4 protein-coding genes and 1 pseudogene are annotated in these 5735 nt (G+C 51.5%); 1 reads left to right on the top strand and 4 read right to left on the bottom strand.

Translation table 11 applies throughout. From position 1 onward, the window contains the following. Positions 1-153: 153 nt before the first annotated feature. The 3 genes from RMO79_RS01330 to RMO79_RS01320 all read right to left on the bottom strand — a co-directional run bounded on the left by RMO79_RS01330 (position 154) and on the right by RMO79_RS01320 (position 3738). The gene (locus RMO79_RS01330) at positions 154-1911 is read right to left on the bottom strand and encodes a R3H domain-containing nucleic acid-binding protein (RefSeq protein ID WP_310481252.1); all 1758 of its coding nucleotides are present in this window, start codon (positions 1909-1911) and stop codon (positions 154-156) included. Positions 1912-2121: 210 nt separating this feature from the next. After that, a complete protein-coding gene (gene ldpA, locus RMO79_RS01325) occupies positions 2122-3234 on the bottom strand; it encodes a circadian clock protein LdpA (RefSeq protein ID WP_310481251.1) in 1113 nt (370 codons plus the stop codon). A gap of 195 nt (positions 3235-3429) precedes the next feature. Beyond that, on the bottom strand, positions 3430-3738 hold the full coding sequence (locus tag RMO79_RS01320; protein WP_310481250.1) for a metalloregulator ArsR/SmtB family transcription factor: 309 nt from the start codon (positions 3736-3738) through the stop codon (positions 3430-3432). A gap of 162 nt (positions 3739-3900) precedes the next feature. On the opposite strand from RMO79_RS01320, the gene RMO79_RS01315 reads away from it, so the two are divergent. Beyond that, a complete protein-coding gene (locus RMO79_RS01315) occupies positions 3901-4977 on the top strand; it encodes an alkene reductase (protein ID WP_310481249.1) in 1077 nt (358 codons plus the stop codon). A 113-nt stretch (positions 4978-5090) separates the two neighbouring features. On the opposite strand, the pseudogene RMO79_RS01310 reads toward RMO79_RS01315, so the two are convergent. Continuing rightward, a pseudogene (locus RMO79_RS01310) lies at positions 5091-5735 on the bottom strand (class I SAM-dependent DNA methyltransferase); the annotation flags it as partial.

The following is a 5735-nucleotide window of genomic DNA, read 5'->3' as shown; positions in this document are numbered from 1 at the left end:
GTTATTTCCACGCAAGTCCCTTGGCTATTAAACGATCGCCTGCCCGATCTAGACCGAGTGCGCTTACTGTGCCTACGGCTTGGTAGATCACTTGGCCACAATTCCTAAAAGCCTAAAGCCTAAAACCTATCCCCTAAAGTCTAAAGCCTAAATTTAAGCTGGAAAAATCCGCAAGCGGCGATTTGGTTCTTCGCCGAAGCTGGCTGATTTGAGGCGATAATGTTCGATCAGTTCGTGTTGCATTTTGCGGACATAACTCGATCGCGGTAACAATTCGACGGGTTGACCGTTGGGGATGACGATTTGCTCGACGGCTAATCGGGCTTCCTCTAGTGCTTCAACTTCATCATCGCTGCCATTCTGGGCAAATAACCGCATGTCGTCGGCTTCGGGGATGCCCGGATCGTCCATATGCAACATGCGTCGCAGGGTGCGGGTGATTTGGGGAATGGTGCCCGATTTGACGCTGTAGATTGGGACTTGCCGGACTTTGCTAATTTGGCGCAGTTTGGAGTGATTTTTGATGTGGGTTCGCAGGGCGAGGACGGCATCGGCACTGCCCATATCTTTGGTCAATACTACGGGGAGGTTGAGGACTTCAATTACTTGCTCTAATTCGTCGCGCCCGATGCCATAGGGGTAGACGTGGAGGGGTAACTCTTCACCGTTTGCCCCGACTGGTGTCCCGGCTGAGTGGATGATGGCTTCATCGTCATCCCAGTTGCGATCGAGGAGTTGGGCGAAGCCCAGATCTGCCTCTAGGGTCGCCTGTGAGGCGTTGGTAGCCAGGGTGGCTGGCATGGGTGCCATTCGACCGCTCGATCGCCAGCCACGGGGCGTTTGGGGTACGTTTGGCGGCGGCATCAGACCATTTTTTAAGGCTTCGGGGAGTTCGCGGACGATCGAAACTTTGCCTGCTTCGTCAACGGTGCGAATTTGGGGTGTCGGTTGGCGGTTGCGGAGCAGGGTATCGACCATTTCGGCGACGCTATCGTGAACGACCCAGCGATGGCGTTCGTGCATTTCGACGGCGATTTCAAAGGTGGGGGGAGATTTGCGTTCGAGGACGGTTTTTTGAGAGGCGCGCCGACGGGCTTCATCGTCGCCGAGGGTCACTGCTTGAATCCCGCCGATGAGGTCGGAGAGGGTGGGGTTTTTGAGCAGGTTTTCGAGGCGATTGCCGTGGGCGGTGCCGACTAATTGTACGCCGCGTTCGGCGATCGTCCGAGCGGCGAGTGCTTCGAGTTCGGTACCGATTTCGTCGATGACGATGACTTCGGGCATGTGGTTTTCGACGGCTTCGATCATCACTTGATGCTGAAGTTCGGGGCGGGAGACTTGCATCCGTCTGGCTCTCCCGATGGCGGAGTGGGGAATATCGCCATCGCCAGCAATTTCGTTACTGGTATCGATAATTACTACTCGTTTGCCGAGTTCGTCGGCTAATACGCGCGCAATTTCCCGCAGGGCGGTGGTTTTACCGACTCCCGGACGACCCAACATTAAAATCGATTTGCCTGTTTCTACTAGGTCGCGAATCATATTAATCGTGCCATAGACGGCGCGACCGACGCGACAAGTCAACCCGATGATTTCGCCCGTGCGGTTTCGCAAACAGCTAATCCGATGGAGGGTGCGCTCGATTCCGGCGCGATTATCGCCGCTAAATGAGCCAATGCGATCGACACAAGCTTGCAGATCTGCTCTAGTAATGGGGATTTCGCTGAGATATTCGGCTCCATCGGGAAATCTCGCTTCGGGATATCGCCCTAAATCCATGACTACTTCGACTAAGATGCTGAGTTTGGGATGCTGTTCTAAAGTAGTCCGAATCGATTCCGGTAACACTGCCAATAATTGATGCAAGTCGTCAGTGATTTGCATTCTGCCCAGACTTAAATTTTCGTCCATTACTGTTATTAAGGTGATTCTTTTTTTAACCGCAGCGATTCGCGCTCGTCGGGTTCCCCGACGGTTTAGCGAATCAAGAGAGAGGCGCGTGAAGAGCACAGAGAAAGAATTAGAGTCTATATTTTTTAGCGTGGGAAAAGAGCAGCCTTCACCCTTTCTTCTGCTTGGTGCAACGCACGCTGAGGAGACCGTCTAACGACACGTCTTCGCCTACAGCGCGATTGCATCCGCTTTCTCCTTTCCCCCAGCAGGTTCATCAACTTGTTTACTGTTGGGTAAATCTTTTAACTGTCCAACTAATTCGCGGGCGATCGCCACCGCAGCAGATAATAAGTCTGGATGGTTTTCTAATTTCCCCGGATCGTCCGTGCGAGCATCTAATTCATCGAGAATCGACGATAGTAAAACGCGTGCGTAGCTACCATAGGCGACACCGTGGACGTGGGTGCGAGTAGTTGGGGGTAAAAGTTGACGTTCCCGGAGTTTGGGGACGGTGTAATGGTTGGTACCGCCAGCTAATTGCACGTAGCCAGGAAGATTTGCACTGAGGACTTTTTCGCCTAATTTAATTGCCGCATGTGTCGTCCCCGCACCGATATCGCCACTCATCGGTCTCCCATCGGTTTGCCACAGGAGTGTGAAGGGTAATGGGTCGGGATAATAAGTTGCGGCAATGGTAGCGTGAATCGATCGCAGGTAGGCGATTAATTCGCTACTATCGGGACAACTAATCGCTAGCAATTTGAGCTGATGGGCGACAGGTGCGAGGATGCTCCACAACCGCCGAAAGTCTTCTAAATGTCCGGTTTGGGTGTGAATTTCGATCGCGTCGATTTCTCCAGCGGCCAGGGCGGGGAAGATACTACTGGGCGTGGCTGCTCGATCGCGCGTGGTAATTAAACCCACCGGGCAAATCGGCAAACATCGCCCGCAGCCATAACAACGGCTGTCGATGACTCCTTGAGGGTCAATCGCATCCGCAGGGCAAATTCGCTCGCACGGACGCGAACAATCAGCCGGACATTGAGTGGGGTCGAATTCTGCTTTGCGAAAATGGGGGTCGATACCATCATTTAAACTCACCATCAACCAGGGGCGATCCGACGATCGATCGGTTTGGGCTAATTTGTTAGCAACTTTAATGCCGTCTATTGCCGCACTAATTACCGCTAAATCGGCAGCAACATCGATACAATCAGCTCCTGCTAACGTATAGGCGATCGCCAGAGAGCGAATGGCTGGTAGATACCCAAAGCTAGCCCCACAGATGAGTTTGAACCATGTACCCTTAACTAACGAGTTGGCGGGTGAAGGATATTGCACTAGGACTGGGATGAATTTTCTCTGACACTATTACTAGTGGAAATATGTTACGTATGCTGAGTGAAAACATTCATGACCGTCACCTCTTTACCCTAAGTTTGTCAGCGTCCTGATGTTATAAATTATATCGAGATTTACAGGTGTGTGTCTAGAATCGCACCCGATGTTAATTTTCTGTAATACGGATCGACGGCATTATTTAGTAATCAGAGGACGCAACACCGCTGCCAAGAGTCCTGGATAAAGCCTGTCGAGATCGGCAGTTCGGAGCGTATTAATGTGCTGAGTTCCTTCTTTCCGCGTTAGCACCAACCCTGATTCTCGCAAGATTTTGAAATGGTGGGACATCGTAGATTTGGCAACGGCGCAATCTAGATCCGAACAAGTTAATTCCCCGATTTCGGCTAGTCGTTGGACGATCTGCAACCGTACCGGATCTCCCAGTGCGTAGAGTACGCCAACTAGGGAGATATCTTCGGATTGGGGGTGATAGAAGGGGCGCATGTTGGGTGGTGGCGGTTACAGATGTGCTGTCGATTTCTAACTGTATCGATCGCTACTTGCATTATCTCATATTGGTTGATATAGTTTAATAGTTCGAGAATATCGAATTATCGAAATTGCTACAGCAGACTAATCTCGCCCTTCATTATTACTTAGTTAGCTATGACATTTACCCATCTGTTTACACCGCTGAAACTTGGGGGATTAACCCTACCCAATCGGATGCTAATGGCACCATTAACCCGCTGTCGGGCAGACGAAAACCACGTACCGACGGCTCTGATGGCAGAACATTACAGTCAGCGGGCTAGTGCTGGATTAATTATTGCCGAGGCTACTGCTGCGATGGATGGTTGCTCGGCGTTTGGCGCAGAACCAGGGATTTATAATGACGCTCAAGTTGCTGGCTGGAAGCAAGTTACCGATGCGGTACATGCTAAAGGTGGTCAAATTGTGCTCCAAATCTGGCATGGTGGGCGGGCTTGTCATCCATTATTGAATGGTGGTAAGGTGCCTGTTGCGCCGAGTGCGATCGCGATTACTAATGATGAAATTCATACTCCAGATGGCAAGTTTCCCTACACGGTTCCCCGTGAATTAGCCGATGCAGAAATACCGATAATTATTGCTGGCTTTAAAGCGGCGGCGGTAAATGCGAAGGCGGCGGGATTCGATGGCGTGGAAATTCATGCAGCGAATGGTTATTTATTAGATGAATTTCTGCGGGATGGCTCGAACCAACGCGGGGGAGCTTATGGTGGTACTGTGGAAAATCGCGCTCGGTTGTTATTGGAAGTACTAGACGCGACGATTGCCGTTTGGGATAGTAATCGCGTCGGTGTCAGAATTTCACCGCTGAATAGTTTTAATAGTATGGTCGATAGCGATCCTGTGGCGACGTTTAGTTGGCTGGCGGGTAAGCTCAACGACTATCGTCTGGCTTATCTCCATGTGATGAGATCGGACTTCAAGGGCATTCAACAGGGCGATGTGATGACCCCAATCCGATCGATCTATCAAGGCGCGATCGTTGGTAATATGGGCTATGACGCGGAGGAATCAGAAGCGGCGATCTTTAGTGGTAAGCTCGATGCAGTTGCTTTTGGGGTGCCGTTCCTTGCCAATCCCGATCTGCCCACTCGGTTTGCCAAAAACGCCGAACTTAATGCTCCAGATCCGGCTAAGTTCTATTCTGCGGGGGCTGAGGGCTATACTGATTATCCTTATTTAGCAGCCTAAATCACTCAACTTTCATCCGATCGATCGTAGATCTGAATCCCCTAAGCCCCCTTAAAAAGGGGGTTTGGGGGATTCAGATCCCAAACGCAGCTATCAAACCACGCATACCTCCTCTAAGCAGTTTGTTGTAACTCCGCATATTGCCAGTACACGATCGATTCATCCTCGCGTTTCACCAGCAGCCCAAACCATTCTAATCGATCGAGATTTTCGTCAATCGCCTCCAATTTCTTCTGAGTATTTTTGCCTGTAAATTGGTTGGCAATCTGCACCACTGTCCATGCGCCGCTGCTGCTGCGTAACAGGTCGCGGATGGCGGCGAGTTGGTCTTTTGGTTGCGGGGGCCATTTTTGCTGTTCGACGGGGGTTGCTGCGGTTTCTGCTGGGTCGTCGATGCCTGCGAGGGTTGTCTGGGTGGCTTGCACCTGTTCGGGGGCTTGGTATTCGGGACGGAGCCAGCGGATGTGTCCGTTGCGTTCTTCGGCGGCGCGTTCGGCATTGAGGGCGACGAGGCGTTCGAGGATGGTTTCGGTAATTTCGGGGTGATGTTTACCCGCTAAGTCTTGCCAACCGTAGGCGGCAAATACGGCGGTGTCTAAGTCGTCGTGGATTTGTTTGAGGGTGGAGACGAGGGCGCGATTGTTGTATGCTCGATCGATATCGGTAAATGGTTCGCCAGCGCGGAGTTTTTCGAGCAGGTTGTACATTCCGGTGATGGTAATGTCGGGATGGGCGGCTTGAACTTGTTTGCGATGGCT

It is taken from the genome of Chamaesiphon sp. VAR_48_metabat_403 (assembly GCF_031422475.1).
GTDB lineage: Bacteria > Cyanobacteriota > Cyanobacteriia > Cyanobacteriales > Chamaesiphonaceae > Chamaesiphon.
The sequence above is the reverse complement of the archived record's forward strand: the minus strand, read 5'-3'. Positions and strand labels throughout refer to the sequence as shown.

Excerpts from the sequence above, each read along its gene's own strand:
- RMO79_RS01320 (WP_310481250.1), bottom strand. The coding sequence starts at position 3,738 with ATGCGCCCCTTCTATCACCCCCAATCCGAAGATATCTCCCTAGTTGGC.
- RMO79_RS01315 (WP_310481249.1), top strand. The coding sequence starts at position 3,901 with ATGACATTTACCCATCTGTTTACACCGCTGAAACTTGGGGGATTAACC.
- RMO79_RS01330 (WP_310481252.1), bottom strand. The coding sequence starts at position 1,911 with ATGGACGAAAATTTAAGTCTGGGCAGAATGCAAATCACTGACGACTTG.